Below are 26,734 nucleotides of genomic sequence, written 5' to 3'. Positions count from 1 at the left end.
AATGAAAAAAAACGTAACAGAGTTATATAACAAAATAGGGTATACATTTACTGATCAAGGACTACTTGAACAGGCGATGACCCATCGCAGTCACAAAGGGCAGCACAATGAACGCTTAGAGTTTTTAGGAGACTCTATCCTAAGCTTTGTCATTGCCAATGCACTTTATGGTAAGTTTCCAAAAGCCCGTGAAGGTGATTTAAGCCGTATGCGCTCTACTTTAGTGCGTGGTCAAACTCTCGCTGAGTTTGGTCTTGAATTTGGTTTAGGTGACTATTTACGTTTAGGCCCAGGTGAACTTAAAAGTGGTGGTTTTAGACGAGAGTCTACACTTGCTGATGCCGTTGAAGCGATTATTGGTGCTGTATTTTTAGATTCAGGCATTGATGTGTGTGGTGATTTAATTTTGCAGTGGTATGAGCCAAGACTCGATGCGATATCACCTGGATTAAATCAAAAAGATCCAAAAACATTACTGCAAGAATACTTGCAAGCACGCAAATTGTCTTTGCCAGGTTACACGGTCGTTGATACAAAAGGCCAAGCTCACAATCAAACATTCACGGTTGAATGTATTGTTGAAGGTATGGATAGCATAATCTCAGTAGGTAGCTCTCGTCGTAAGGCTGAGCAAAAAGCTGCTGAAAAAGCATTGAAGATACTCAAAAATGAATCTTGATACACTGATCCAACCTCATGAAGGTGAGCTAGACACTTTTTGTGGCATGATAGCCATTGTTGGCCGACCTAACGTCGGTAAATCAACCTTACTTAATGAAATTATTGAGCAAAAGGTAAGTATTACCTCGCGTAAACCACAAACTACACGCCACCGTATTATGGGTATTCATACTGAAGGTAAACATCAAGCTGTTTATGTAGATACACCTGGGTTGCACGTTGAGGAAAAACGCGCCATTAACCGTTTAATGAACCGCGCAGCATCAAGCTCAATTGGTGATGTTGAGCTAATTATTTTTGTTGTCGAAGGCACTCATTGGAATGCTGATGATGAAATGGTACTCAATAAGGTAAGCCAAAGTGGCAAACCAGTTTTATTAGTTATTAATAAAATTGACCAAGTTAAAGATCGTGACCTTGTATTGCCACATATGAAATTTTTAGGCGACAAGTTTGACTTTATCGGTATTATGCCTGTGTCAGCGACTCAAGGTAAAAATATTAACTTGATCAAAGATGAAGTAACGAAACGCCTTCCACCGTGTGAATTTTACTTCCCGGATGACTATGTAACTGACCGCTCAATGCGCTTTATGGCTGCCGAAGTTATTCGTGAAAAGCTTATGCGATTCATGGGTGAAGAGCTTCCTTACTCTGTTACAGTTGAGATTGAGCAGTTTAAGTGGCAGGAAAATGGTGTTTGGCATATCAATGGTCTGATTTTGGTTGAGCGTGAAACACAAAAGCGCATGGTTATAGGTAACAAAGGCGAAAAGCTAAAAGTTATTGGCCGTGAAGCACGTAAAGACCTTGAAGAAATGCTTGATAACAAAGTGTTCTTAGAGCTTTGGGTAAAAGTAAAATCAGGTTGGGCTGATGATGAACGAGCCCTGCGTAGTTTAGGCTATGGTGAAGATTAACTTCTGCCTAAATTAACTTATGGATAGCGACTTCTACACAGCATATTTATTACATAGACGTCCATTTAGTGACTCACAAGTAATGCTTGATATGTTGGTAGAGGGCGTTGGCCAATTGCGAATGTTAGCCCGAATTAGTGGCCGACAAGCAACAAAGCATAAAGCACAGTTACAACCCTTCCAAACCTTACTAGTAAACTACACTGGTAAACATGATCTAAAATATATTCAACGCTTTGAATTACATGGTGTGCAGTCACCTCTTGTAGGCGACCAGCTTTATTGTGGTTTTTATTTAAATGAACTCACTAACCGTATTGTGCCAATTAATGAGCCCATTGATCATGCTTATCAGTTATATAAAACTCATCTTAGACAACTAAATCAGCATCCAAACTTACAAGCCGTGTTGCGCTCTTATGAGTTTCAGTTACTAGAGTTGCTCGGCTATGGTGTTGATTTTACTTTCGATGCGGCGGGCGATCCAATTGATGCGGCGCACACGTATAGTTACTTTGCCGAATACGGTTTTGTTGCCCAGGATTTAAAAGGGGATGGGTTTACAGGAGCTCAGTTAAATGCGATTGCAGATCATGACTTTAGCGCGCCTGATGTGCTATACATGGCTAAACAATTAAGCCGTCATTTAATGAAGCCATTACTTGGTAAAAAACCATTAAAAAGCCGCGAGCTTTTTATTAAATAATTTATATAGGTAAAAAATGAAAGACATTCTGTTAGGTATCAACGTTGATCATATCGCAACTTTACGCCAAGCACGCGGAACAAACTACCCAGATCCAGCCCATGCTGCAAGCGTAGCTGAACATGCAGGCGCTGATGGTATAACTATCCACCTGCGTGAAGACCGCCGCCATATTCAAGACCGTGATGTTTATGTGATGGCCAAAACTATTCAAACACGCATGAATCTAGAGATTGCAGTAACAGATGAAATGCTGGATATCGCATTAGATGTTAAGCCTGAGTATGTTTGCCTAGTGCCAGAGAAACGTGAAGAACTGACTACTGAAGGTGGTTTAGATGTTGTGGGTAACTTTGAAAAGATTAAATTAGCTACAGCAAAATTGGCTGCTGCGGGGATCAAAGTATCACTATTCATAGATGCTGATAAAGCACAGCTGGATGCCGCTAAAGCATGTAATGCCCCATTTGTTGAAATTCATACCGGCGCATATGCAGATGCTGAAAATGACATTGATATGAATAAAGAACTTGAGCACATTCGCCAAGGTGTCGAATATGCAGCTAGTTTAGGTATGACGGTAAACGCAGGACATGGTTTGCATTACCATAACGTTAAACCCATTGCTGCAATGAAAGATATTTATGAACTAAATATTGGACATGCAATCATTGCCCGTGCAGCCATTGATGGTTTAGATAAAGCGGTTCGCGATATGAAGCGCTTAATGTTAGAGGCTAGGAGCTAAAAGTATAGAAGCTGCAATTAAGTTTATTTTGAACACAAAAAACGACTCAATTGAGTCGTTTTTTTGATCACATGCCTGAATTAGCAGTTAGTTTCTTCGGCTTTTACGCCTTCTTTAACTTCTTCACATGCATCTTCGATTTTGTTACCGACATCTGTTACCGCTTCATCAATGCGCTCACCGGCTTCTTCGGCATGATTGTCTTCACAGCCCATGATAAAAGCACTTGCGAAAAGGGCGATAACGGCAGTCTTTACTGTTGTAGATTTCATAATGTAATTCCTTCTAAAATAATAAATTAAGTAGTTTTTGTTAAATTCTTACCCCTTGGGGACGTTTCCGCGTAGTGCTCCAGAAACAAGTGAAATAACTAATAATACTAAAAAGATAAAAAATATAATTTTGGCAATTCCTGCTGCGGCACCTGCGATGCCACCAAAACCTAACACTGCAGCAATAAGTGCAATAACTAAAAATGTAATTGTCCAGCGTAACATTGTCGTCTCCTTGGTTTGTTAATTTGTACGAATTAATTAATGCTAGTAATGTGCCATAAATTTAGTTGTTTATTTTCAATGGGTTGAGTTTAATTGATGAGCGTGTAAAAAAATGTGTAAGTAATATTTACTTTATTACGTGTAACTTATGCTTGATGTCGTATATTCCTTTATTAAACTCTTTTTTTGGTAAGACCAATTTAACTTTCTTTATATTTGAATTTTAAATTAGTTGGTTTTATGAGTTAAAAATGAAAAATACTCATGCTAAGGAAGTTAGCTCATAACTTTTAGCTATATTGACTATTTTTGTAATCTATATCACAGCAAATAATACCAATATTGAGAGTGTTAACTTAAGTGTGGGTATGTTATTTTAATATTAATTGGTTTTACCAATTTACAAAGGTTGGATAGGGTTCCTATCTTTGTTATGATTGTTGAATATTTATTTATATAAACTGGTTTATTACCCATTTTTAGCGGGTGGGTTGCAAATTTTGTATTTAGGGGGGGTCTGCATGGATATTGGTCAATCACTTGCAACAGCAGCAAATTTAATGGTTACTGGTATGGTGGGTGTTTTCATTTTTTTATCATTGCTAATTTCAGCAATTACACTCATGTCTAAACTTATGAGCCGATTTGAAGAGCCTGTGGCTGAAGCTACTCGCACTCCATCGCTCAAATCTCAAGGTGTGCCTAGTGGCCACATCGCTGCAATCAGTGCCGCGATTGCTCAATACAAAAATAATCAAAAACAATAAGGGGTGTCCTATGGCTAGATTAAAACTTACTGAGTTGGTACTCAGAGATGCACATCAATCTTTGTTAGCAACACGCATGCGCTTAGATGACATGCTGCCAATTGCTGAAAAATTAGATAACGCAGGCTATTGGTCTATAGAATCTTGGGGTGGGGCAACATTTGATTCCTGTATTCGTTACTTAGGCGAAGATCCGTGGGAGCGCATCCGTGCACTTAAAAAAGCAATGCCAAATACTAAGCAACAAATGCTACTGCGTGGTCAGAACCTTTTAGGTTATCGTCATTACGCTGATGATGTGGTCGAAAAGTTTGTTGAGCGAGCCCATAAAAATGGTGTTGACGTTTTTCGTATTTTTGATGCGATGAATGATGTGCGTAACCTTGAAACAGCTATCAAAGCTGCAATAAAAGTGGGTGCACACGCGCAAGGTACTATCTCATATACAGTTAGCCCAGTGCATACACTTGATATGTGGTTAACCTTAGCTAAGCAGTTAGAAGATTTAGGTTGTCACTCAATTTGTATTAAGGATATGGCAGGTTTACTTAAGCCTTATGACTGTGAGCAGTTGATTAAAGGGTTAAAAGAGACTGTTTCTATTCCTATCGCAATGCAGTGTCATGCAACTACTGGTTTGAGCACCGCGACTTATCAAAAAGCAATAGATGCCGGTATTGATATGCTCGATACAGCAATTTCGTCTATGAGTATGACTTACGGCCACAGCGCAACAGAGACCATTGTTTCAATTGTTGAAGGTACTGAGCGCGATACCGAACTGGATCTAAATCAGTTAGAAGAAATTGCAGCCTATTTCCGTGATGTTCGTAAAAAGTATGCGGCATTTGAAGGTAGTTTAAAAGGTGTTGATGGCCGTATTTTATTAGCGCAAGTGCCTGGCGGTATGTTAACAAACATGGAGAACCAATTAAAAGAGCAGGGCGCAGCTGATAAGCTTGATCAGGTTTTACTTGAGATCCCGCGCGTACGTGAAGACTTAGGTTTCTTACCATTAGTTACACCTACCTCACAAATTGTTGGTACTCAGGCTGTATTGAATGTACTCACAGGTGAACGTTATAAAACCATCACCAAAGAAACGGCAGGTGTGCTTAAAGGTGAATATGGTTCAACGCCAGCACCGATGAACAAAGAGCTGCAAGAGCGAGTACTGGATGGCAGCGAAGCTATTACATGTCGCCCAGCTGATGTTTTACAACCAGAGCTTGAAACGCTACACACAGAGTTGTTAAAAGAAGCGCAAGAACAAGGACTAGATCTTGCAGATGAGCAAATTGATGATGTATTAACGTATGCATTATTTCCACAAATTGGCTTAAAGTTCCTGAAAAACCGCAATAACCCAGATGCATTTGAAGCAGTACCAAGTGCTGAATCAGCTAAGCAAGACAAGCCTTCTAGCAACAAGCCTAGTAACAATACCGTTAAAGCAGAGCAATACAGCGTTAAAGTTGACGGTAAGGTGTATGACGTCGTTGTTGCACAAGGCGGCGAATTAAAAGAAGTAACGCTTAAAGACAGTGAGTTAATTCCTCAGTCTGCATCAGTTGCATCTGGTGAAACATTGAATGCTCCACTTGCGGGTAACATTTTTAAAATCAAGGTTAAAGCGGGTCAAGCAGTGAATGCGGGTGACGTTGTGATGATCATGGAAGCGATGAAAATGGAAACTGAGATCCGTGCAACACACAGTGGAACAATTGCAGAAGTACTCGTCGCTGAGGGTGACTCTGTTACAACTGGTGACGCTATGATTGCAATGGCTTAGGAGTGTAGAGGATGGAAGCATTACTAAATCTTTGGCAAGCAACTGGTATAGCGAATTTCACGTTTCCTGCATTAATCATGATCGCAGTAGGGTGTTTATTATTGTACCTCGCGATTTCGCGTAACTTTGAGCCATTATTGTTGGTGCCAATTGGTTTTGGCGCCATATTAACTAATATCCCCGTTGCGGGCTTATCTGACCCCGGTGGCTTGTTGTATTATGTTTATCATATTGGTATTGATACCGGCGTGTTTCCGTTATTGATCTTTATGGGGGTTGGGGCATTAACTGATTTTAGTGCCCTGATAGCAAACCCTCGTATGATGTTACTTGGTGCTGCTGCTCAGTTTGGTATTTTTGCTACGTTATTCGGTGCTATCTTACTTAACTATGTACCTGGTTTTGAGTTTTCATTACAAGATGCATCTGCGATTGCAATTATCGGTGGTGCTGATGGTCCAACAGCTATTTTCTTAGCATCAAAATTAGCGCCTGACTTGCTCGGTGCTATTGCTGTAGCTGCGTATTCTTATATGGCACTTGTGCCTATTATTCAGCCACCTATAATGCGCGCTTTAACAACACCAGAAGAACGCAAAATACAAATGCCACAGTTACGTACAGTGTCTAAGAAGGAAAAAATCATTTTTCCTCTAATGGTCTTGGGTTTAACTATGTTGTTTTTACCTGCGGCAACACCACTTGTAGGCATGTTTTGTTTAGGTAACTTAATGCGTGAATCGGGTGTGGTTGATCGCCTAAGTAACAGTGCACAAAATGAGATTATCAATATCACAACGATTTTCTTAGGTTTAGCTGTAGGGTCTAAATTAGCCGCAGACAAGTTTTTAACTGTCGAAACACTGGGTATTTTAGCGTTAGGCGCATTGGCGTTTTCTATAGGTACGGCCTCAGGTGTGTTTATGGCAAAAGGTTTGAACAAGTTATCTAAATCACCGATAAATCCATTAGTGGGTGCTGCGGGTGTTTCTGCAGTACCAATGGCTGCGCGAGTGGTGAACAAAGTAGGCCTTGAAAATAACCCGCATAACTTCTTATTGATGCATGCAATGGGGCCAAACGTAGCAGGTGTACTAGGTAGTGCCGTTGCTGCGGGTATTTTGTTAGCACTTGTAGGTTAAAGAGCAACTCGCAGTGCTCAATCATGTTGAGCACTGCATAACTTTTACTTCCAACCGACTGGCGCAGTTTAAACTGCGCTTTTTTTTGGGCGCTTTTTGGGTATACTGAACTAGTTATACTAATTAATTGGATTTAAAAGGCAGTAGTATGAATATTTTTGTGATTTTAATATCCTTGGTTGTTGCTCTTGTCATTCTTGTGCCATTACTTGAAAAATACCAATCAAAAATGGGTTTAGATGGCGCAACTAAATATGCGAAGTATATTTGGCCATTGGTCATGATTTCATTGGTTGTACAATTAATTTATATGTTGGTGCGGTAGAACACCGCGAAACCCAACAAAAAATACCCTTTCAGTCTGCATCAAAGCACTGCATTATCATGATCTTTTATATAGACAAAGCTTTAGTTTTTTATTCAAAAAGGGCATGAGGACAGCTAGGGAATTGCAATTTTAAAATAATAAACCGCTTAGTCTGACATAAAAAAGCCGTTACTATTTATATAGTAACGGCTTTGATGTTTGTTTACAGCTTCGCTCTTATTTTAGCGCTAACTGTAGTTCTCTATTACGCTCTAGTTGCGCTAAGAACGTATCTGCAATTGGCTTAAACTTAGCAAGCTCTTCGCGAGGTAATGGCTCAGATTTAGGTAGTTTAACTGTTTTAGGGTTGCGGTGAACGCCGTTAACCAAAAACTCATAGTGTAAGTGAGCGCCAGTTACGCGGCCTGTGGCACCTACGGTTCCAATTTTTTGACCCTGCTTAACTTTTTGGCCTTTTTTAACTGCGCGCTTGTTTAAGTGCAAATATTTAGTAACGTACTGTGTGCCGTGGCTTATAAATACATAGTTACCGTTATACTTGCTGTAACCTGATTTAATTACTTTACCGTTACCTGAGGCAACAACTGGAGTACCTGTACGAGCGGCGTAATCAATACCACGGTGTGCTTTTACTCGCCCTGTAACAGGGTGTAAGCGGCGCGGGTTGAAGCTCGAGCTAATATACTTAAAGTTGACCGGCGCACGTAGAAACGCTTTTTTCATACTGCGGCCTTCCGGCGTATAAAAGTTATCATCGCTGTGGCGAATCGCTGAGTAACGTTCGCCTTGATTTATAAATTCAGCAGCAATAATTTTACCAGTACCAATAAATTCACCATCTACGTAATGTGATTCGTAGATTAAGCCAAACTGATCACCTTTACGAATGTCATTAGCAAAATCAACGTCCCAGCCGAAAATATCAGCAAAGTTCATAATTTGGCGTTCGCTTAAACCGGCTGCAATACCAGAGGTCCAAAAGCTGTTGCTGATTTCACCGCCAGTCGATTTAGTTAAGGTCTCAATTTCTTTACTATCGATTGAGGTATCGTAGTTACCTTCTTCATTTAACGTTACAAATAAAGTGTCTGTTTTTGAAATAACATAACGTAGTTGCGCTAAAGAGCCATTTTCGGCTGTGGCAAAACTTAAAATCTCACCTGGGTGAATTTTAGTTAGTTTACGTGTTTCTGCATTAGTGTTTAGTAATTTATGAACGGTCTGGGCGTTAAAACCAGCACGTTTGAAGATAAGTGCTAAATTGTCACCGTTCTTTACTTCAAAATCAACTAGGTCATATTCTGGCAATTTTGCTGCGTCTTCTTGCGAATTTAATTCAGTTAATTGTTCAGCGTCATCAACTTTAATTTGTAATTCGTAGCGTTTGCCGATTTCAAGTGCACCAGCACTGTTATCTTTTGAGGCGGTTGCTTTTTCAGAAGGAATAAGTGTAAGGGCAGCAATAGCAGAAACAAAACCTAGAATAAGCAATTTGTGTTTTTTTGGGAGTTTGTGCACAACGTGAACCATAACGTGCCTTTTTCTGCTGTCAAGATAATTAATCATTAATATTGCAGGATATACTTAATAAAGCGTTAATACCAGTGTTTTGTAGATTTAAACTGTGGCTATTTTACGCTAGAATCCCTAGGTTGACTGAATTTTTTGGAGTAATACAAGTGGATTTACAAACCGCTCTAGCAGAGATTAAACGCGGTGCAGAAGAAATATTAATTGAAGACGATTTAGTTGAGAAGCTAAAGTCTGGTAAAAAGCTAAAGATTAAGGCGGGTTTTGATCCAACTGCACCTGACTTACACTTAGGCCATACAGTGTTAATTAATAAAATGAAAACCTTCCAAGACTTAGGTCATGAAGTGATTTTCTTAATTGGCGATTTCACTGGTATGATTGGTGATCCAACAGGCAAAAATGTAACACGTAAGCCACTTACTCGTGATGACGTGTTAGCAAACGCTGAAACTTACAAAGAACAAGTATTTAAAATTCTAGATCCAGCTAAAACCACTGTTGCGTTTAACTCATCTTGGATGGAAAACTTAGGCGCTGCAGGCATGATCAAATTAGCAGCACGCCAAACTGTTGCCCGCATGCTTGAGCGTGATGACTTTAAAAAGCGTTATGCAAGTGGCCAATCGATTGCAATTCACGAATTTTTATACCCATTAGTACAAGGCTGGGATTCAGTTGCGTTAGAAGCAGATGTTGAATTAGGTGGTACCGATCAACGTTTTAATTTGCTTATGGGCCGAGAGCTACAAAAAGATGAAGGTCAAAAACCGCAAACGGTACTAATGATGCCTTTATTAGAAGGTACCGACGGCGTGCAAAAAATGTCTAAGTCGCTAGGTAACTACATTGGTATTACTGACGCGCCGAATGACATGTTTGGTAAAGTGATGTCAATCAGCGATGAATTAATGTGGCGCTATTATGATTTGCTAAGTAGCTTATCAATTGAAGAAATTGCTGCGTTAAAAGAAAAAGTAGCCCAGGGTACTAACCCACGGGATATCAAAATTGATTTAGCAAAAGAGCTGATCGCTCGTTTTCATAGTGACGATGCTGCACAAGGCGCACATGAAGATTTCATCAAACGCTTTCAAAAGAACGCATTACCTGATGATATCCCAGATGTAACTGTGACCATTGACGAAGATACTGTATTTGTAACGAACATGCTTAAAGAAGCAGGGCTCGTTGCTAGTACGTCAGAAGCAATGCGTATGATCAAGCAAGGTGCAGTAAAAATTAACGGTGAAGAGAAAGTGACAGACTCTAAGCTGGAAATCGCAAAAGGCAGTACTGCTATTTACCAAGTTGGTAAACGTAAATTTGCCAATATTACGGTTGCTTAATTAGCTCTATAAGCTAAGTATGAAAATTCAGTAATAATATAGCCGAACCATCTAAGTTGTTTGGCTATCCACAAACCAGCTTCGGCTGGTTTTTTATATCGTTTTTATAATTTCAATTCCAAAGATCACTAACAACCAAAAACCGCGGGCCTGATTTAAACGACTAACCAGCACTGCTATATCTTCAGCTTTTGGTAGTCTGTCTGTACCTATACGCATTTTGTTAAAGCGCTGCGTTTGATACATTGCAGGTCCGCCAAGCTGTACAGCCACTGAAGCTGAGCATGCACTAAGTAGCCAACCAGAATTGCTTTGATAAAAGTGTCGGCCATAATGCTTTATGTAATGAATACTCTGCTTTGTCGCTTTGCTCATAGCAATTGTAACAGTGAGCATACGCATTGGTAGCCATTCGATAATAAATAGAAGCCATGAAATAGGCCTTAAAAAAGCATTATTAGGGGCAAGGTCGCTGCGCCAAGCTTGATGCATTAGGCTCAATAAATGATAACTTAACGTCGCCATGGCACCAAAAGCTAGATATATAAAAATAACTGTAAAATAATGGCGGGCAACTCTTAGCGCGAAAGTTTCCATGGTCGCTTTACAAATACCAGCACTTGAAAGCTTATCAACTTCACGAGCAACTAATAGCTTTAGTAATTCGCGCGCGGTTGCTTTTTGGTTTTGCTTTATGAGACGAGCTATACGAAGTGCTTTTCTTTGTGGTGTTTGCCATTGCAGGCATATATATAAAATTAATCCTGCGAGTAATTCAGGGTAATAAGCGAACTCTAATAGCAGTACTGTAATGGTTATTATTACTAGTATGACTAAGCTAAAACATAATGTTGATGATAAGTAGTGATAGCTTTTAGGTTCTTTTTCACGATAAATCCGTTTACCTAACGGGCGAAACACCGCCGTGAAAAATGTATTTGGGTGATACCAACTGCTTAAAGGCAAAAAGCGCTCGACGAGAAGCGCTAACAAAAACACAATAAAGTCCAAATGTTGTTGAACTAGATTGGGTAACACCTTATAAACTAACCGTTGTTAGTTTTTCAAGCAAAGCAACAACCATCTTAGAAGAGTTGATTGATGCTGTTTCTAAGTATTCTTCAAACGATTGCGGCGATTCTTTACCAGCAATGTCAGACATAGAGCGAATAACCACAAAAGGGGTTTCTAGGCTATGACATACTTGAGCAATCGCAGCACCTTCCATTTCTACTGCAAGCATAGTTGGAAAATCAGCACGGGCTTTATCGATACGTACAGGGTCACACATAAATGAATCGCCAGTACAAATTAAACCAATTAGCGTTTTAACGTCACTGATTTGAGCAATACTTTGCTCAGCCGCTTCAATTAATTTCGGGTGTGCAGCAAAGCCAGCAGGCATTTGCGGAACTTGGCCAATTTCATAACCAAACGCGGTTACATCAACATCATGATGGCGTACTTGTGACGAAATAACCACATCGCCAACGCTAAGTGATGGATCAAAACCACCGGCAGAACCTGTGTTGATCACGCAATCAGGGTTAAAGTTATCAATCAATAATGTTGTTGCTATGGCTGATGCTACTTTACCAATACCTGATTGAACCAAAGTAACAGTGTTGCCAGCTAATTCACCCGTATAAAAAGTAAAGCCTGCTTTAGTTAAAATTTGTGGGTTTTGCATTGCCTCACGTAAAATTTTAACTTCTGGCTCCATTGCGCCAATAATACCAACATTCATAATTTTTGATTCCTCGAATTAGATGGCGTGATTATACTGCAAAAATGAGAGTAGGGTAAAACCAAACAAAAAAATGCGAGATTAATCTCGCATTTTTATAATTTTCAACTTTAAATTTCGGCCAATGCTGTTGAATGCGCTTTTGCCTGAGAAGGTGAAAGCACTGCTGGCTTGGTAACTCTGTTTCTACTTGGCCTAACGCTAGGAGCTGCTGGCTTGCCAAGCTTAAACATAATGGCATTTCGAACTTCGCTTGGTCGATAGCCTGATTTTACTTTCATACGAATGTGGGGGATCCCTGCGGATTCTAATGCACCATTAACAAACCAGTCACGCTGCGCTTTGTGGCCATCTTTGTTAGCGTTATTAACTAAATCTACAGCGGCAACAATCGTCATTTTTTCTTTGTCGATCAAGACAAAATCTAGCTGTTTATTCTTTGCTTTGGCAATTGCCGCGCGTTTAGCCTTAGGCGATAAGCCTTTTTTACAATCAATAACATCAATGAGTTTAACCCGACTGACAATCTTATATTGATCGCCTACAGCACGCTCGAGTAAATTTAAAAAAGCACTTTCTACTTGCGTGAATACACTTTCTTTGCGGGTGAAAGGGTAAGGATTGCCGCCATCATCGGTAAATTTTGATGCAACAACAGATGCCCCTACAACTAATACTAATATTGATAATAAAGCGAATTCCATATGGTAACTCCACAACAACAAATTGACACTGTAATTTATTAGCAATTTACGTGCCTAGTTGTAGTGGAGTCGTTTTATTAAGGCTGATAGCCGCCTTCTATACCTTTAACCGCTATAGCAACAGCATCATGTGCGTGCAAAGATTCATAATGATTTATTCTTAACCAATAATCAGTGTACTGCGCGTCTTCTAATCGCGATTTTATTTTTCGTGCGGCATCTTCACAGAACATTAAATTTTGACCATTAAGGCGGGCAAATTCTTGTTCATCTTCGCGTTTTACAGCCGCTTGTACAGGGGTCTTGAGCTCATTTTCTAGCGTATCTATTAAATTAACAACATCAAACTCTGTGATCTGTTCATCCAGCTTAACTTTCACATTAGCAATAGAGCGTTGAGAATGAGGAGTAGCAACAATTCCCTCGGTACTGCCTAACCAATTTACGACTTCTTCATGGTTGAGAGATTGCTTATCAAACTTTTCAACAAATGCATTTTGTATAAGTTGGCGTGCTAAAGCAGCTGAGCAAGGGCACGTTGAAGAATAAGTGACATCGACACTCAATTCAAAGCTTAGCTGGCCGCGGTCAATTTTTGCCTCTAACACTAGTGGGTAGCTTTTCCAGCCAGCTTTGCCACTGAGCAATGACTTTCTTCGCAGTGGAAGCTCAAATTTAAACTCTACTTTAGCTTGATTGCTCAAACCTTCATGGCTAGATATAAATTTATCAAGCGCTTGAGCGATTGTTTTAGGATTAACTTGCTGCTCGGTAGATAAGGTATCTAGTGCTAAAAACAAGCGCGACATGTGGATACCCTTAGCATCTTCTTTATGAAGATTTACAAAAGCGCTCGCTTTAGAATTAACGTTTACAGGTGTGAGGCCACGAGATTCAAAAATAAATGGCAGTTCAATTTCTGACATACCTACCCAGTTTAATTTACCAGTTTGAAGGGCTGGAGCCGTATCCGCTATATCGGGCATAGTGCTTTGCATGAAAAATCTCGTTATTGGCAAGTGTAAAAGGCGGTATTTTACACGAAATAATTAAAAAAAACGTGGTAGATGAAAATTTTATGCTTTCGTCGCGGAACATGAAAATTGTTAAAGTAAAAATGCTAAAATAATTCAATAGAGAGATAAGTTTTAGCACATGCAGCCTAGTTATTATTGTTCGGTTTTAGTGACATGGCATTTAAGTTATGGCTGAGGTACGTTTCAAAGTTGTTCTATCAACTCAAGTCATTAAGTTACTTTTGTATCAATTTGAATTTGCGAATACTTATTTTCAACCATAGTGATGGTATATACTCTCTATCTTTATAGCTTTACTTAAATTGTAGGCCTTCGGATAGTATAATTAGCAATCTATCTGCGTATTGAGCCACTTATTCAACGCTATCACAGCGCTAATTGCTTTTATTTTGCTATTAAACACTTAGCCACGAGACAGATTTAAATATGATAGATTCTCCTTTGAGCCCTTGGGTTCGAATGCTTTCCAGTTTGATTACACGTTTTGGTGAATTTAAAGCCGCCGCTATTTGCTATGCCTTGTTATTAGTTGTTTCGCTGATATTGGCCTGTATGTTCTATTACGTTGCTGTTGGGCAAGTTGTTATCGTTGATGTACTCGCGATGCTGTTTTTTACTGCGGTTGTATCGCCCATCATAATCAGTGTGTTGATTAACTCAATTCGCCAACTAGATGCAACATATGCCTACCTCGATAGTGCAACTAAGCAAGAAAAACTTCTTAACCAAACACTTAAAGATAACATCAAGCGTTTAAATGTTGAGATTGATGAGCGTAAAATGGCTTTTCAAGCCAAGCATAGCGCGATTGAAGAGCTACGTAGAGAGATTGCTGAGCGTAAGAAAACACAACAAGAACTTGCACAGCAGGGCATGCTACTTCGGTCTATTGTCGACTCATCCCCTGATTTATTTTATTACCGTGATAACAATGGTGTATTTGCTGGCTGTAATAAAATGTTTGAAAAGGTGATAGGTAAACCAGTTAGCGAGCTAATTGGAAAAACGGCGGAACAAATATACCCTGAATCTTACTTACCTGAAGTACTTACAACAGATAATAAAGTAGAAGAAACACATCAAGCTCTCACGCTTGATGTTGAGTACCCTGTTGATAATGAAAATCGTTGGTTTGAAATGCGTAAGTTACCTTTTATTAATGATGAGGGTGAATATATCGGCTTATTGGCGTTTGGCCGTGACATAACAAGCCGAAAAGAAGCAGCGCAAGCACTTGAAACGGCCTATAAGGACAAAGGGAAATTTATTGCCACACTCAGCCATGAGTTGAGAACACCATTGAATGGTATTGTTGGTTTAACTCGTATGCTGTTGGATACCGAGCTCGATAAGCAACAACGTAGTTGGTGTAATACCGTATTCTCAAGTGCTGAAACCTTGGGTAATATTTTCAATGACATTATCGATTTAGATAAAATAGATCGTGAACAGTTAGATATCGTTACTGCGCCAATTAACGTATCAGATTTTATTAACGATGTGGTTAACTTTGCAGGCTTAATAGCCGAACAAAAAGGGCTCCAATTCGATATAGAACGAAAAGGTATGCTTGATGTATATGCTGCTTTAGATCCTACACGGTTGCGCCAAGTGGTATGGAACCTGATAAATAATGCAGTTAAATTTACACAAAAAGGCAAGGTGCAATTATCCTGTTTACGCGAAAACCGCGCCGATGGTACATGGTTAGTTATATATGTTACCGATACTGGGCAGGGCATACCTCAAGAACAACTCCAACGTATCTTTGATATGTACTATAAAGCTCCAGATATAAACGGCACAAATGCAATTGGATCAGGTATTGGACTTGCAGTAACAAGAGCTCTAGTGACCGCAATGAGTGGCCATATCCGTGTCAGCAGCACAGAAGGTGAAGGGAGTAGTTTTGTGGTAGAAATACCGCTTTCACTGTGTGTTGCTCCCGCTGAACAGAATTATGTCGGTAGAAGCTTAAATATTTTACTTGTGGAAGATGTACCATTAAACGCAGAGATCGCTACAAACTTGCTTGAGCAGCGAGGGCATGAGGTGATTTGGGCTGAAACAGGTGAAGATGCACTTTCATTTGTAGAAACAGAGGATGACTTAGATCTTGTCTTACTTGATATGCAATTACCTGATATTAATGGTGATGAAGTTGCCAGACAAATTCGCTCAGACAGTTTCTTTGATAAATTACCTATTGTTGCCTTAACTGCGAATGTAAGAAGTGCGGAAGAGGAGCTAGAAGGTATTTCTATTCAAGGGGCATTGGCAAAGCCTATCAATACAACAAAACTTGATAGAATGTTGGCGGATTTATTTGACATAAAACTAGCGCAATCATGTGATGAAAACCGCCTTACGGTAGCCTCTGAAGACTGCACTGATATAAAAGTTGAGTTGTTAGATGTGGAAACAATAGAAGACTTTGTGAACTCAATGGGAATTGAAATATTTAAGCGAAGCAGCAGCTTATTTGAAAAGCTAAACCCACAATATCAACAAGAGTTAGCTACGTCATTAAAGCAAGGTGATAGAGAAGAATATAAATCAGTTGCACACAAGCTAAAAGGGGCAGCAGGCTCTGTAGGTTTAAACGACGTACAGTTACATGCTAAAAAGATGGAGCATGGGGCGCTTGATGAGGATGTTGACCTGTTACAGGTGTGGTTGGTAGAACTTGCAGATAAAATAAATGAAGGACAACATGCCCTTCATTTATTCTTACAGCAACTAGAGAAATAGTTGCTGTGAGGTAATTAACGTAATTTAGGCGTCAATTTTACCGATAAAGCGATAGCCTTCACCATGGATGGTGCTAATCAATTCTGACGTACTGTTATCGCTTTCAAAGTGCTTACGAATACGGCGGATTGTTACATCAACAGTACGGTCATTTGCACGTAGCTCACGACCAGTCATATGTTTGATCAGTTGTTCACGGCTGAAAATACGACCTGGTGAATCAAGCATTAAACGTAGCGCTCTGTACTCACCTTTAGGAAGGCGTTTAGCGTCACCATTTGGTGATGTTAAACAGCGACTATTTTCATCAAGTTCCCAGCCATTAAACGTAATAACACCATTTGTTTCGAGACTAGACTCTTCACCACCAAGGGCTGTGCGAGAAATTAAGTTACGAGCACGAATAGTTAATTCACGTGGATTAAATGGCTTAGTGATATAGTCGTCTGCACCAATTTCAAGGCCTAAGATACGGTCAACATCATTGTCGCGACCGGTTAGGAAAATAAGTCCAACGTTACGCTTTTGACGTAATTCACGTGCTAAAATTAGCCCGTTTTTACCTGGTAGGTTGATATCCATAACTACTAGATTCACATCATCATTATTCGTAAGCTTGTCATGCATGTCATCGCCATCAATGGCTTCAATAACTTTGTAACCTTCAGCTTCAAATAAACTAACGAGGTTTAGTCGAGTTACGTCTTCATCCTCTACAATCAGAATGACTGGCGTTTGCATTATTAATTAACCTTTTCGGAATATTTTATTTACAATTAATTCGGCATTGTATTATAAAACCGAATACAGAGATTATAGGAGTATATCCATTTGTTAACAAGTAAAATCAATTTGGATGAAACTTAGAAACAGCTAATAACCGAGACTGAACTTTAAAGTTACTGCTCAACAGTTGCTGCTTATTGATATACAGTCGGATTCTATTCCCTTCTTGGACCAAAGCGGCGATACCACCTTTTTCTAAAAAACTGATACTCTCACCCACTGTTAAGGTGTCTGATGAAGTGGTATCGATCCAAAGTGGAATTATATCATCTTCCAACGTTTCATCAATGTATGTGATATCACAAAAGCTATAAAGTTCCGAAGTTTGTTGGTTTTTATTAATTAAAACCACTTCAATTGGCTTTTCATTTATTTTTAGTGAAGAATTACCCTTTAAAACCTTGCCTATACCCAGTTCTAAGTTATAAAAACAAAATGTAATAGCTTGACTCTTTGTCTTAGGGTTAAACTCAACAAACTTACTCATTTGAAATAAAAATGCTGCTTTGACTTGCTCAGGCGATTTCGCCCATACAGAGTTGGATAATATACATATTAATAAAATTAATAATGCTCTCGTCCTCATTTTATTTTCGCTTCATCAGTTGGAAGAGTAATAATAAAGCTGGTTCCGCGCTCGTCTTTTTCGTCGTAAAAAACGTTTCCACCAAGGGCTTGTGTAACTAGGTTGTAAACTAAATGCATTCCTAAGCCACTGCCACCTTCACCCCGTTTTGTAGTAACAAACGGGTCGAAAATACGCTTCTTGATTGTTTTGTCGACACCAACACCATTATCTCGGTAATTGATGATTAAACTGCTCTCATTACGTTCAATAGTAAATTCAATTTCATTACCAATATTGTCCTTAAAGCCATGAATAACCGAATTGCTGATTAATTGCTGTAAGACTTGTTGTAATGGGCCTACTTTTGTTTCGAAGATTAGTTCGCTTGGACAATGAATCTTAACTTCAGGTGCTTTGGATTGCGTTTCTGCGCGCATTGATAAAAGCACATCTGAAATTAGGCTGTAAACATTAACCGCAGACTTAATTTCACCGTCTTGAGTTACCGCAACCTTCTTAAAACTCGAGACCAATTCAGCCGCTCGATTCAAATTTCGATAGATAAGATCTAAGTTCTCAATACCATCATTAATAAAGCGTTTTAATTGATTCGAGGTGAGGGTTTTCTTTTCGAACCCGTCGTTGATTTCGGTAAGTTTGTCTCTAAGTAGAGTAGAGCCTGTGATACCTAGCCCTATAGGCGTATTCACTTCGTGAGCAACACCAGCAACCATTTGACCTAAAGAAGCCATCTTTTCGCTTTCAACGATTTGATTTTGATACTGATGCATTCTTTCTAATGTGTTTAATAACTCTTGGTTCGCTTCACGTAAGGCAATTGTGCGTTGATTAACTTTTTCTTCAAGGCTTTGGTTTAATTGTTTAATCTCTAGCTTATCATTTTTGTGGCGCTCAATTTGGTTTTGAGTTCGGGTAAGCATTATGTTGAGGCTGCTAGCGAGCATATTTATCTCGCTGATATTTGTTTTTGGCGCGCGGACGTTATAATTATGATTCTTTGACACGTCTTGCAATAGTAAGCTGAGATCATCAATCGGGTTAGCGATCCGTTTTTGAATACGTTTTGCGACAAAGAACACCAGCACCAAAACAAATAACGTAAGAAGAATATCAATGATAATCTTTTTGTTTATATAATCATTTAACCTTTCTAAGCCACCCCGTATATATACATAACCTCTAACTTCGCCTTCATACATTATTGGCTTAATTAGCTCAACTTGGTTGTCCGTTATCCTTGCTTCTTTAAGTTCATCAATACTATCTACACGCAGTGGAACAGGCGGGGTTTTTTTTGCATTAAAGCTAGTAAAAAACTCAGCTTTGTTTGAAATCTCATTTATTGAGTAGATATGGATATTTTTAATAAGTGGGATACTTTCAAATGATTTAAGTCGTTCCTGTTCAGTTTTATCATCATCAAATAAAACCGTGATTTGTGCGTTAAAAGAAATTATTTCAGCAAGAATATTAAGTTTACTAATAATTAATTGTTTTTGCTCTTTAACATCAAGATAGGTAGATATTGAAATCGATAACGATAAGCATAATGCTGTAACAAGCATAACAGCGCTGATAAGAGCTTTTCGTATACTGGTTTGAGGTAAAGGTTTAGGCATTTTTTGGATGAAGCCCGAATACTGTTGTTATTGTAAGTTTTTTAAGTCTAGCAAAAGCAAAGGAAAGAGACTAAAAAATATCAAAATAATTATTGAGTTGTTCACGTTTAAGTCTTTATCGTTGCATTAAGCAGCGATAATATACCCAAGCCACCTCAAGATGCGAGCGTCGTTAGAATTAAAAGTGATTTGGGCAAGGCATTGATTGCAAGGAATAGTGGCTCTATTGTTAAAATCAATAACGCAGTATAAATCACTTTTAAACCAAGCCTTTGGGTGCTTTACAGGCACTTAGTCTCATCGTTGTTTGTTCTTAAAAGGGACTGCCATTCATGCAAAGTAACGCCTTGATATTAAGCCCCTGTGAAACGCTGAATTCTGCACCTTGAGGTGGCTTGGGTATAAATATTTACAGTGTACTTAAACTAGCTTGAATACACGGCAAACTTGTTATTTTTATGAACAGTTTGATATTCACCAAATTGAGTTTCTAAAATAGGCGGGTATTTTAAAAAGCAGTTTGCAACTATCGTAAGTTTACCAGAGCGGTTTAAATGCTGTTTGGCATTACTTAAAAATTGCTCAGCAATAGTGTAATCAGTTGCAATACCTGTGTGAAATGGCGGATTTGAAATGATTAAATCAAACTTACCTTTAATATTAGCAAGGCCATCACTAAGAATGGCTTCACCATTAATGTTATTCAGGGCTAAAGTTTGTGTTGTGGCATAAGCGGCGAGTGCACTTACATCAGAGCAAACAAATGATAATGCCGGGTTTTTAAGGCCTAAAAAGGTTGCGATTAAACCCGCACCACAGCCAAAATCGAGCACTTGGCCATTTTTAATGTTTGGTGCGTTTTCTAATAACATCTTAGTGCCGGCATCAAGTTCGCCGTGATTAAATACCCCAGGGATACTTATTGCAGCAAATTGTGCCCCAGCTACATCAACAGTAAACTGTTTATGGTAACGACTAATGTTAAATTCAGCTGAGAGTGTAATGCCTGAAAATAAATATAAAGCACAATGACGAGCGCTATCAATTTTACGCCCGAACTCACAGTTAGCGCTAAATTGTTTTTCTATCGATTTAACGCCGCTTTTATTTTCGCCAACAACAAGTAAATCCGCATCTGCATTAATTACTGCTCGAATGTTATCCAGAGTCATCAATGCTTCAGGCTTGGCTTTAGGGTAATAGTAAATCACTAAATCAAATTGCTTATTAGCAACCTCATGACTCACGCATACATCTATACCACTAATATTTTTAGCAAACTCACCATTTGCATGGTTATAGCTAAAGGCTGTGATATTACTATTAGGGTTTAAACTTTTAAGTTGAGATAAAAAGCCATCTTGCACAAAATTAACCACCAAAATAGACTCAGCATTGAGTGACTCGCTATTTCGCAGTAATAGTGAACTTGGGTTGGTTAATGCGCTCATAAATGGCTTTACCTTAAGTTTATTTAATTAAATTGGTTGTTGCTTAGCTAATGCGCTCGAACATTAAATCCCACACACCATGACCTAAACGGTGACCACGTTGTTCAAACTTAGTAAGTGGACGTAAATCAGGACGAGGTACATAATCATTGGTATCTGATTGATTTTTATAGTGCTCAGCAGCTTGCATTACTTCAAGCATATGCTCAGCGTAGTTTTCCCAATCTGTTGCCATGTGAAAAACACCACCAAGCTTTAATTTACTGCGTAAGCTTTCAACAAATGCAGGTTGTACAATACGACGTTTATGGTGACGTTTTTTATGCCATGGATCAGGGAAAAACAGCTGCAGTTTACTTAGAGCACCATCAGCGATACAGTCTTTGAGGACCTCAACGGCATCATGTTCAAATACGCGTAAGTTAGTTACACCAGCTTCATCAGCATCCATTAAACATGCACCAACACCAGGGCGATGTACTTCGATGCCAATAAAGTTAAGATGCGGTGCGTTTTTAGCCATTTCGACTAATGACTTACCCATACCAAAACCAATCTCTAAAACGACATCGTTATCATTACCAAACACTTGACCTAAATCAAGTAAGCCGTTTTGGTGCTCAAGGCCCATCGTTGGCCAGCACTTTTCAATTGCAGCAGCTTGCCCTTTTGTTAAACGACCTTCACGTTTAACAAAGCTACGAATCGTACGGATATATTTACCTTCTTGCTTTGCTTGCTCAAGGTTATCGTTACTTGAATCACTCATATATTTTGGCCTGATGAAAACAACATGTTTAAAATGGTGGCGTATTATCCCTGACCGTGGGCTTGATCACAAGGCTTTATCCTTTGTGTATGTTTATAACTTGATATTTTAACTCACTGCAATAGACTGCCCGCTATTAAGGGGCGAGTTAAAAAGTAGTTATTTTGAAGTTAAACACGAGCGATGCAAATTGGTTTTCAACACAGGTTGTTGATTGGTATCAATTACATGGGCGCAAAACCTTACCGTGGCAGCTAAATAAAACACCCTATAAAGTATGGGTGTCTGAGGTAATGCTGCAACAAACGCAGGTTGCGACCGTAATACCGTATTTTGAAAAATTTATGGCAAGTTTCCCCGATATTATTGCATTGGCAAATGCAGATGAGGACCGTGTATTACATCACTGGACTGGATTAGGTTACTACGCAAGAGCACGTAATTTACATAAAACCGCCAAAATAGTGCGCGACCAATACCATGGTGTATTTCCAACCAGCATAGACGAAGTGATAGCCTTACCAGGGATAGGCCGCTCAACAGCTGGTGCCGTTTTATCATTATCCCTTGGCCAACATCATCCTATCTTAGATGGTAATGTAAAGCGTGTTTTAGCGCGTTATTTTATGGTTGAAGGTTGGTATGGAGTTAAAAAGGTAGAAAACCAACTTTGGCAATTAACAGAGCAACTGACCCCAAAAGATAACGTCACTGAGTTTAACCAAGCAATGATGGATTTAGGCGCAAGCTTATGTTCACGCAGTAAGTTTGAATGTGAACAGTGCCCACTTAACAGTCGGTGCAAAGCATTTAATGGCGGGGTAGTTAAACAGTTTCCGCATTCAAAACCTAAAAAGTCAGTGCCAAAAAAAATCTGTCATCAATTGATTATTCAATGTGATGACAAAGTGTTGATGGAAAAAAGGCCTAGCACAGGTATTTGGGGTGGCTTATTTAGCTTTTTTGAATTTGAACAAAAAAATCAGCTGGATGCTTTTTTAGCTCAACAGGGGCTTGAGCTAACTACCAAAAAAGTTGATCCGTTTACGCATGTGTTTTCGCATTTTGAATTAACGATTAACCCCCATGTGCTTAACGTTAATAAAATGCCTGATGTAGTTAATGAACGTCAACTCGTTTGGTATCCACTTGATCAATCAATTGAGGTCGGTTTAGCTGCGCCAACTAAAAAGCTAGTTAAACAAATCGCTACAATAGTTTAAACTAGCTGTAATTAAATTTAAGCGTATAAGAGGTCTATCATGGCACGCACAGTATTTTGTCAAAAGTTACAAAAAGAAGCGGATGGTCTTGGCTACCAGCTTTACCCTGGTGAGTTGGGTGAAAAGATTTTTAATAATATTTCAAAAGAAGCGTGGGGACAGTGGCAACACAAGCAAACTATGCTAATTAATGAAAAGCACCTAAACATGATGGACCCTGAGCATCGTACATTTTTAGAAGAGCAAATGGTTGGCTTTTTGTTTGAGGATAAAGATGTTGAAATAGAAGGCTATCGTCCTCCGGAAAAGTAACTTGTAGTAATAAAAAAGGGCGTAAAGCCCTTTTTTAATGTAAATAACGTGGCTAACAAAGCAAGAGCTCTACTCGCTTTCTTGTTCAGATTGCCTTATTTGCTCTTTTAAAAACTGAGCAACCCGTGAATATTCAATTTCTAAATTATCCCTAAGCTCAATTAGTTCATCACTCGATAAATCTTGTTGATTACAATGTGCTTCAAAGTCTATGGCTAGTTTTGCAATACTTTCTGCCCCAATAGTTGTCGAGATTGATTTTAATTGATGGCATGCTTGAGCAATACTTTGCGTGTCATTAATAATCACTGCACTATTAATGTCCTTAACTAGCACGCTACTTTGCTCAATGTACATTTTGAAAAAGCGAATCTGTTTTGCTTCGTCGTTATTAACGTATTTAGAAAGCTTGTCCATATCAATTGGTGCTGAAGGACTTTTCACTTCCTCGGCGGCCGACAAAGCCGAGCCTTCGTGGTTTTTATCTCGCCAATTATTAAGTAGTTTTTCCAGAGCATTCAGTTCAACGGGTTTAGTTATATAATCGTTCATACCCGCATTTAAACAGCGCTCTTTTTCGCCTTTGAGTGCATTTGCCGTTATTGCAATAATATACGGTTGTGCGTTTATGTCGTCTAACTGTGATGCCTCATCTCGGATCTTTTCAACCATATCGTAGCCAGACATTTTTGGCATATGTAAGTCAGTTAAAATAAGCATATGGCGCTCTTTGCGCCAAATATTCAGCCCTTCCTCACCGTTGTCAGCAACTTCTACACCGAACCCTAACAAGTGAAGTTGGTCTGTTAAAACTTGCTGGTTCAAAAGGTTATCTTCCACTAATAAAACCAGATTATTTTCGCTTCTTGCTTGCTCTATATTCAAGAAATTATTGAGGGTTTTTACCTGTTTTATTTTTTTTGGGGTATGCAGTCCGGCCGCTACAAGCACTGAAACCATAAAGCTGGATTTACATAATGGGGTGGCATTGAGGTAAAAGATATTTTTATGATTAATCGCAGCTTCATCAAGCTTACTTAAAACCACAACTTGCTGGTTATAATCTTCTAGCGTATACACTAATCGACGTAATAGTGAATTTGTTTTATCAATAGACTCGATACCATCAAGAACCCATATCATTTCACTGTGCTCTTGAATTTCTTCAATTTCAGAAATTGATTGTGCGTAATATGTATTGGCGCCCATAAATGACAAGTAGCGGCTTAATGTTTGTCTTCTTGATGAGTCGTTGGTTACAAGAGCTACATGCTTGCCTTTTAATGCGTTCTTATGGGCATAATTAATGGTGCTTTCGGTACTAAAGGGTAGTTCAACGATAAACTCACTGCCAATACCAACATCACTAGACACAGATATAGTGCCCAGCATTAACTCAGTAAGGCTTTTACAAATAGATAATCCTAACCCTGTTCCACCGTACTCACGCGTAATAGAGTTTTCAGCTTGAATGAACGGGCTAAATATTTCTCTTAACTGAGTTTGGCTCATACCTTTACCATTGTCACTCACGGTAAACCTTAGGGTAAAATGGTCTGTCGTATTTTGCGCAACCTCAACACCAATGCGAACATGGCCGCGACGCGACTCATCAGTACTCGTGAACTTTATGGCATTGCTACATAAATTATAAAGTACCTGACGCACTCGAATGGTATCACCTATTAAATTTGTAGGGATATCCGGTGCAATAGATAGTTCAAGATCTAGTTGGCGTTTTTTAGCAATAGAAGAAAGAACACGAGCAACTTCTTCTATTGTATCTGTAACAGAGAAGGGGGTTGTATCGATGTTTAATTTACCCGCCTCAATTTTAGAGAAATCTAAAATATCATCTAAAATGCCAAGCAAAGAGAACGCTGAGTCACGGATTATTGTGCTCAATCTATGCTGAGCGCCGTCAAGCTCGGTCTGCCTTAATAAATCAATGGTACCAATAACACCATTCATAGGAGTGCGAATCTCATGGCTCATGGTTGCTAAGAAAGTTGTTTTTGCTTCACTAGCTTGTTCAGCACTGTGTGTCGCTTTTTCAAGTGCTAGCGTTCTATTATGAACTTCGGTCTCTAGGCTACTTTGTAATTTCTCTAGATCTGATTGAGCTACTCGGTTATTACTAATGGCTGTTTGTACCTGGCCTAGCAACAAATTAACGTTTTGAGCAACATTGTCTAAACCAACGTCGAGACCTTCATCTACGGTTTTATTGTAGTCTGATGATTCTGTAATTGATTTTAATTCAAAAGCCAACGTATTGGTTGATTTACGAATTTTTACGTTAATATAAGCATTAATTAATAGAGAAAGAACAATTAAACACACAAGTGCAGACAGAGCTAGAATTAACCATAGTGAGGAAGACTCTGAAGTAATTTCAGGGCCTTGGGGTGTTACTCTTTTGATAATCAACTCACCAACAGGCTGGTCATTTAACTTTAATTGCCTGTAAACCGTATTTTTATTTGGTGTGTGTAAATCAAGCATCAATGGCTCAATCGCTGGTTTAGTGGTTGAGTAAACTAACTCTGTTGGTGAATTTGCACCATATCTATATAAGTGATATTCAAACTCAGAATCAAACGCAGTGCTTACATTAAGTAATTTAGCAGCTCTATTTTGCCCAGGTTCTGTCAATGCTGTAACGAGAGGTGCGGCAAGTTTTTCAGATAGATCAACTAAGTTAACAGGATCTTTAGTAGTAAGCTTACTCGTTTGCTCAGAGGGGTAGAAAGCGAAAGCAGCTAGTGCGATTGCAGTTACAACAAGGTTTATGACTATTATGAGTGGCAACAAGCCTTTCACCGGAGAAGAAAATTTACTTTGCATTTATTTTCCAATTATTATCATTATTAACTGCGGCCGAATAGCAGCTTTGTGCTGAAAATTAATCCTATCATTTACCAGAAATAATTCACTGGTTAATATATATTAAAATGCATTTTACATTAGATTTCGTTAAAAAAGCGCATTAATACTGTTAAACCTATAAAAGCGCTCTAAAAAGCAGCATTTCCTGTGTTAATTAATCACATTGGTGCAAAACTGTTCAAACAGTTTGGCTCTACAAAAAAAAAGTTGACTTGCAGGGGCAAAACCAGTTTAATACGCCGCACGCCCAAACAGCTCAGTCAGAAGAGTGCTTGGGAAGTGTGTTAAAAATCTATGTAGTTTTTAGTTAAATCTGAAACTGCCTCGATAGCTCAGTTGGTAGAGCAGAGGATTGAAAATCCTCGTGTCCCTGGTTCGATTCCGGGTCGAGGCACCA

General features: G+C 39.0%; 25 protein-coding genes and 1 tRNA gene. 13 read left to right on the top strand and 13 right to left on the bottom strand.

The genetic code is table 11. From position 1 onward, the window contains the following. Position 1: 1 nt before the first annotated feature. The 4 genes from rnc to pdxJ are packed head-to-tail and all read left to right on the top strand — an operon-like array spanning position 2 to position 3,055. Positions 2 to 679 carry a ribonuclease III gene (rnc, locus tag ACHUE3_RS16910; protein WP_099296602.1) on the top strand — a complete coding sequence of 226 codons (678 nt, stop codon included), beginning with the start codon at positions 2 to 4 and terminating at the stop codon, positions 677 to 679. Then, positions 669 to 1,601, top strand: coding sequence for a GTPase Era (gene era / locus ACHUE3_RS16905; RefSeq protein WP_394193513.1), 933 nt, complete (start codon positions 669 to 671; stop codon positions 1,599 to 1,601). Before rnc ends, era begins: the two co-directional genes overlap by 11 nt. 19 nt (positions 1,602 to 1,620) lie before the next feature. Then, the gene (recO, locus tag ACHUE3_RS16900) at positions 1,621 to 2,307 is read left to right on the top strand and encodes a DNA repair protein RecO (protein WP_394193512.1); all 687 of its coding nucleotides are present in this window, start codon (positions 1,621 to 1,623) and stop codon (positions 2,305 to 2,307) included. A gap of 16 nt (positions 2,308 to 2,323) precedes the next feature. After that, a complete protein-coding gene (pdxJ, locus tag ACHUE3_RS16895) occupies positions 2,324 to 3,055 on the top strand; it encodes a pyridoxine 5'-phosphate synthase (RefSeq protein ID WP_394193511.1) in 732 nt (243 codons plus the stop codon). An 80-nt stretch (positions 3,056 to 3,135) separates the two neighbouring features. Here pdxJ and ACHUE3_RS16890 read toward each other — a convergent pair whose 3' ends face one another. Continuing rightward, the gene (locus ACHUE3_RS16890) at positions 3,136 to 3,327 is read right to left on the bottom strand and encodes a hypothetical protein (protein ID WP_394193510.1); all 192 of its coding nucleotides are present in this window, start codon (positions 3,325 to 3,327) and stop codon (positions 3,136 to 3,138) included. 48 nt (positions 3,328 to 3,375) lie between these two features. Beyond that, the gene (locus ACHUE3_RS16885) at positions 3,376 to 3,552 is read right to left on the bottom strand and encodes a DUF1328 domain-containing protein (protein ID WP_394193509.1); all 177 of its coding nucleotides are present in this window, start codon (positions 3,550 to 3,552) and stop codon (positions 3,376 to 3,378) included. Positions 3,553 to 4,073: 521 nt separating this feature from the next. Here ACHUE3_RS16885 and ACHUE3_RS16880 point away from each other — a divergent pair. The 4 genes from ACHUE3_RS16880 (at position 4,074) to ACHUE3_RS16865 (ending at position 7,578) form a co-directional block, all read left to right on the top strand. After that, the gene (locus tag ACHUE3_RS16880) at positions 4,074 to 4,319 is read left to right on the top strand and encodes an OadG family protein (protein WP_394193508.1); all 246 of its coding nucleotides are present in this window, start codon (positions 4,074 to 4,076) and stop codon (positions 4,317 to 4,319) included. Positions 4,320 to 4,329: 10 nt separating this feature from the next. Next, the gene (gene oadA / locus ACHUE3_RS16875) at positions 4,330 to 6,111 is read left to right on the top strand and encodes a sodium-extruding oxaloacetate decarboxylase subunit alpha (protein ID WP_394193507.1); all 1,782 of its coding nucleotides are present in this window, start codon (positions 4,330 to 4,332) and stop codon (positions 6,109 to 6,111) included. A gap of 11 nt (positions 6,112 to 6,122) precedes the next feature. Further along, the gene (locus ACHUE3_RS16870; RefSeq protein WP_099296608.1) at positions 6,123 to 7,253 is read left to right on the top strand and encodes a sodium ion-translocating decarboxylase subunit beta; all 1,131 of its coding nucleotides are present in this window, start codon (positions 6,123 to 6,125) and stop codon (positions 7,251 to 7,253) included. Between the two features lie 148 nt (positions 7,254 to 7,401). Then, positions 7,402 to 7,578: a hypothetical protein gene (locus tag ACHUE3_RS16865; RefSeq protein ID WP_394193506.1), complete on the top strand. Its 177-nt coding sequence runs from the start codon at positions 7,402 to 7,404 to the stop codon at positions 7,576 to 7,578. A 219-nt stretch (positions 7,579 to 7,797) separates the two neighbouring features. Here the strand turns inward: ACHUE3_RS16865 and ACHUE3_RS16860 are convergent, their stop codons facing one another. After that, positions 7,798 to 9,111, bottom strand: a complete 1,314-nt coding sequence (locus ACHUE3_RS16860; protein ID WP_394193505.1) for a peptidoglycan DD-metalloendopeptidase family protein — start codon at positions 9,109 to 9,111, stop codon at positions 7,798 to 7,800. 149 nt (positions 9,112 to 9,260) lie between these two features. Between ACHUE3_RS16860 and tyrS the strand changes: the two genes are divergently transcribed. Then, on the top strand, positions 9,261 to 10,460 hold the full coding sequence (gene tyrS, locus ACHUE3_RS16855) for a tyrosine--tRNA ligase (protein ID WP_394193504.1): 1,200 nt from the start codon (positions 9,261 to 9,263) through the stop codon (positions 10,458 to 10,460). A 93-nt stretch (positions 10,461 to 10,553) separates the two neighbouring features. Here tyrS and ACHUE3_RS16850 read toward each other — a convergent pair whose 3' ends face one another. The 4 genes from ACHUE3_RS16850 to folE2 form a co-directional block, all read right to left on the bottom strand. Further along, positions 10,554 to 11,498 carry a cobalamin biosynthesis protein CobD/CbiB gene (locus ACHUE3_RS16850; protein ID WP_394193503.1) on the bottom strand — a complete coding sequence of 315 codons (945 nt, stop codon included), beginning with the start codon at positions 11,496 to 11,498 and terminating at the stop codon, positions 10,554 to 10,556. 1 nt (position 11,499) lies between these two features. Beyond that, positions 11,500 to 12,207 (bottom strand): 5'-methylthioadenosine/S-adenosylhomocysteine nucleosidase, encoded by a 708-nt coding sequence (mtnN, locus tag ACHUE3_RS16845; protein WP_394193502.1) that lies wholly within the window; start codon positions 12,205 to 12,207, stop codon positions 11,500 to 11,502. Between the two features lie 110 nt (positions 12,208 to 12,317). Continuing rightward, positions 12,318 to 12,911 (bottom strand): DUF2726 domain-containing protein, encoded by a 594-nt coding sequence (locus ACHUE3_RS16840; protein WP_394193501.1) that lies wholly within the window; start codon positions 12,909 to 12,911, stop codon positions 12,318 to 12,320. A 77-nt stretch (positions 12,912 to 12,988) separates the two neighbouring features. Beyond that, positions 12,989 to 13,909, bottom strand: coding sequence for a GTP cyclohydrolase FolE2 (gene folE2, locus ACHUE3_RS16835; protein WP_394193500.1), 921 nt, complete (start codon positions 13,907 to 13,909; stop codon positions 12,989 to 12,991). Positions 13,910 to 14,374: 465 nt separating this feature from the next. Here folE2 and arcB point away from each other — a divergent pair, with 465 nt between their 5' ends. Further along, the gene (gene arcB / locus ACHUE3_RS16830) at positions 14,375 to 16,699 is read left to right on the top strand and encodes an aerobic respiration two-component sensor histidine kinase ArcB (protein ID WP_394193499.1); all 2,325 of its coding nucleotides are present in this window, start codon (positions 14,375 to 14,377) and stop codon (positions 16,697 to 16,699) included. A 24-nt stretch (positions 16,700 to 16,723) separates the two neighbouring features. Here the strand turns inward: arcB and arcA are convergent, their stop codons facing one another. From arcA to trmB, 5 genes are all read right to left on the bottom strand, one after another. Next, complete coding sequence (gene arcA / locus ACHUE3_RS16825; protein ID WP_099296622.1) at positions 16,724 to 17,440, bottom strand: two-component system response regulator ArcA; 717 nt, start codon at positions 17,438 to 17,440, stop codon at positions 16,724 to 16,726. 106 nt (positions 17,441 to 17,546) lie between these two features. After that, complete coding sequence (locus ACHUE3_RS16820; RefSeq protein ID WP_394193498.1) at positions 17,547 to 18,071, bottom strand: YfiR family protein; 525 nt, start codon at positions 18,069 to 18,071, stop codon at positions 17,547 to 17,549. After that, positions 18,068 to 19,693, bottom strand: a complete 1,626-nt coding sequence (locus tag ACHUE3_RS16815; RefSeq protein WP_394193497.1) for an ATP-binding protein — start codon at positions 19,691 to 19,693, stop codon at positions 18,068 to 18,070. Before ACHUE3_RS16815 ends, ACHUE3_RS16820 begins: the two co-directional genes overlap by 4 nt. 425 nt (positions 19,694 to 20,118) lie before the next feature. Next, positions 20,119 to 21,144, bottom strand: coding sequence for a 16S rRNA (guanine(1207)-N(2))-methyltransferase RsmC (gene rsmC / locus ACHUE3_RS16810; protein WP_394193496.1), 1,026 nt, complete (start codon positions 21,142 to 21,144; stop codon positions 20,119 to 20,121). Between the two features lie 43 nt (positions 21,145 to 21,187). Further along, the gene (gene trmB / locus ACHUE3_RS16805; RefSeq protein ID WP_394193495.1) at positions 21,188 to 21,913 is read right to left on the bottom strand and encodes a tRNA (guanosine(46)-N7)-methyltransferase TrmB; all 726 of its coding nucleotides are present in this window, start codon (positions 21,911 to 21,913) and stop codon (positions 21,188 to 21,190) included. A 164-nt stretch (positions 21,914 to 22,077) separates the two neighbouring features. Here trmB and mutY point away from each other — a divergent pair, with 164 nt between their 5' ends. Then, positions 22,078 to 23,136: an A/G-specific adenine glycosylase gene (mutY, locus tag ACHUE3_RS16800; protein ID WP_394193494.1), complete on the top strand. Its 1,059-nt coding sequence runs from the start codon at positions 22,078 to 22,080 to the stop codon at positions 23,134 to 23,136. 39 nt (positions 23,137 to 23,175) lie between these two features. After that, entirely contained in the window at positions 23,176 to 23,448 is a 273-nt protein-coding gene (locus ACHUE3_RS16795; RefSeq protein WP_394193493.1) for an oxidative damage protection protein, read from the top strand. 69 nt (positions 23,449 to 23,517) lie between these two features. On the opposite strand, the gene ACHUE3_RS16790 is transcribed toward ACHUE3_RS16795, so the two are convergent. Continuing rightward, positions 23,518 to 26,295 carry an ATP-binding protein gene (locus tag ACHUE3_RS16790; RefSeq protein WP_394193492.1) on the bottom strand — a complete coding sequence of 926 codons (2,778 nt, stop codon included), beginning with the start codon at positions 26,293 to 26,295 and terminating at the stop codon, positions 23,518 to 23,520. 363 nt (positions 26,296 to 26,658) lie between these two features. Between ACHUE3_RS16790 and ACHUE3_RS16785 the strand changes: the two genes are divergently transcribed. Then, positions 26,659 to 26,734, top strand: a tRNA-Phe gene (locus ACHUE3_RS16785).

Source organism: Pseudoalteromonas atlantica (assembly GCF_043641955.1).
In the GTDB taxonomy this organism is placed as follows: Bacteria; Pseudomonadota; Gammaproteobacteria; order Enterobacterales; family Alteromonadaceae; genus Pseudoalteromonas; species Pseudoalteromonas atlantica_A.
The sequence above is the reverse complement of the archived record's forward strand: the minus strand, read 5'-3'. Positions and strand labels throughout refer to the sequence as shown.